This is a genomic window from Vibrio sp. Vb0937, assembly GCF_033338855.1.
On record NZ_JAWOTK010000148.1, the window covers coordinates 1 to 1577 of the forward strand.

Annotated in this window: 2 protein-coding genes; one reads left to right on the forward strand and one right to left on the reverse strand. The window is 48.9% G+C overall.

Annotation, left to right across the window (positions count from 1 at the left end; genetic code table 11):
• A partial coding sequence (locus tag R7P67_RS23925; RefSeq protein ID WP_318086207.1) for an NAD(P)/FAD-dependent oxidoreductase occupies positions 1-164 on the forward strand: 164 nt, incomplete at its 5' end.
• Between the two features lie 85 nt (positions 165-249).
• On the opposite strand, the gene R7P67_RS23930 is transcribed toward R7P67_RS23925, so the two are convergent.
• A complete protein-coding gene (locus tag R7P67_RS23930; RefSeq protein ID WP_318086208.1) occupies positions 250-1566 on the reverse strand; it encodes a sigma-54 dependent transcriptional regulator in 1317 nt (438 codons plus the stop codon).
• Positions 1567-1577 lie beyond the last annotated feature (11 nt).

Here is a 1577-nt window from a genome sequence, read left to right on the forward strand (position 1 = left end):
TAGGCGGCGTGGATACCGATCACCTGTCTTATAAAACCATGGAATGTCAAAACATCAAAGGCTTGTACTTCATCGGAGAAGTGATGGACGTTACCGGTTGGTTAGGTGGCTATAACTTCCAATGGTGCTGGTCGAGTGGTTTTGTGGCAGGTCAGTGGGTGTAATCCAGCGCTGCACGCAAAGATAGAAAGAGACGATGAAAAAGAGCACTGAATTCAATTCAGTGCTCTTTTGCTATTTGCGGTGTGCTTACTCGTCTTGATACTTTTCGAGCTTGTTGTACAGCGTTTTAACGCTGATACCCAGCTCCTGAGCCGATTCCGTTTTGTTGCCTTGATTCTCTTCTAGCGTATTGAGAATAGCGGCTTTTTCCAGCTCTTCTAACGATACGCCAGCAGGCACCATATCTTCTAATCGGGTGCCAGTTTCTAGTGGCGGCGTATCGAAAATCAGATGCTCATCTTTAATGGTATCGTCGGCGAGAATGAACGCTCGCTCGATGGTGTGTTTGAGTTCTCGAACGTTGCCAGGCCAATCGTGCATGGCGATTTTTTGGATTGCCGAGTCGAGAATCGTCTTGGTTTGGGATTCATTAGCGTTGCGGTGCGCAATAAAGTGTTTGGCTAATCCGACGATGTCTCCGCCACGTTCGCGCAATGGTGGAACGGTTAACGGAAAGTGCGATAGCCTGAAAAATAGGTCTTCACGCAGAAATTGTTCTTCGATCGCGACTTTAGGATCGCGGTTGGTTGCCGCGCCGATGCGGGTATTGGCGATGTGGACGGTATTACTGCCCACTGGGCGGTATTCGCCAGTTTCTAGCACACGCAGCAGTTTCACTTGATGCTCGATCGGCATCTCCGTAATTTCATCCAAAAACAGCGTGCCGCCTTCCGCTTGCTTAAATACCCCTTGGTGAGTTTTGTTCGCGCCAGTAAATGCGCCTTTTTCGTGGCCAAACAGTTCGCTATCGACCAGTTCTGGGCTAATGGCACCACAGTTGATGGCAATAAAAGGTTGCTGCTTACGCTCGCTGGCGAGGTGGATGGTTTGCGCCACAAGCTCTTTGCCTGAGCCACTTTCACCAACAATCAATACGTTGGCTTCGGTTTTTGCGACACGGCGGATCATGCGGTACAGCTGGTGCATCGGAGAAGATGAGCCAACTAGCAAACCAAACTGATCCAAATCGCTGGTGGCGACTTTACGTCCTTGCTCCTGCTTGTGCTGATAATACTGGCTCACTTCGGTCAGCGTATCAGACAGGATGGTGAGATCGACGGGTTTTCTGTAGTGAAAAATGGCACCTAGGTTCATCAGTTTATCGAGGTTCTCGTTAGGCGCGCCTGAACTGATGATGATTAAGTCCATGTCGTAAATGGCTTCGATATCGGAAAGTCGCTGGTAATCAGCGTGAGTGAAATGCGCTACTTCTACAATTGCGACATCCGGTTGAACGTCGACGAAGTGATCAATCCAATCATCGTCCGTTTCTGTGTCATACAAACGGAACTTATGTAATTCCTGACAAGAAGCGCTAGCCTCTTTGAGGGCGGGGTCTTGTATTCTTAGAAACA